At 56.6% G+C, this 366-nt stretch carries 1 protein-coding gene; it reads right to left on the bottom strand.

Going from position 1 to position 366, the window contains the following annotated elements:
• Positions 1 to 366, bottom strand: a 366-nt coding sequence (locus B2899_RS06540; protein WP_286884590.1) for an ACP S-malonyltransferase, incomplete at both ends; no start/stop codon positions are given.

Below are 366 nucleotides of genomic sequence, written 5' to 3'. Positions count from 1 at the left end.
CGGCTCCTGCCTCTTCCACGCCTTCCGCACTGCCGGAAATAACAATCTGCCCCGGACAGTTCAAATTGGCCAGTTGCACCGGACGGCCCGCTTCTGTGACTTTTCGGCATACTTCATCCAATGGTTCGCGGTCCATTCCCATGACAGCCGCCATGGCTCCCTGTCCCGCCGGCACAGCCTGTTCCATATATCGGCCGCGTGCCCGAACAATCTGGACTGCATCCGCAAATGTCAGCGCGTCAGCCGCTACCAGCGCTGAATACTCGCCAAGGCTGTGCCCCGCTACATAATCCGGAACAATATTTAGCTTTTCCTTCAATACTTTAAGCACCGCCACACTCGTCGTCAAAATGGCCGGCTGTGTAT

Source organism: Aneurinibacillus sp. UBA3580 (genome assembly GCF_002375825.1).
Classification (GTDB): Bacteria; Bacillota; Bacilli; order Aneurinibacillales; family Aneurinibacillaceae; genus Aneurinibacillus; species Aneurinibacillus danicus.
Note: the sequence above shows the minus strand (reverse complement) of the source record. Positions and strands in the feature narration are given on the sequence as shown.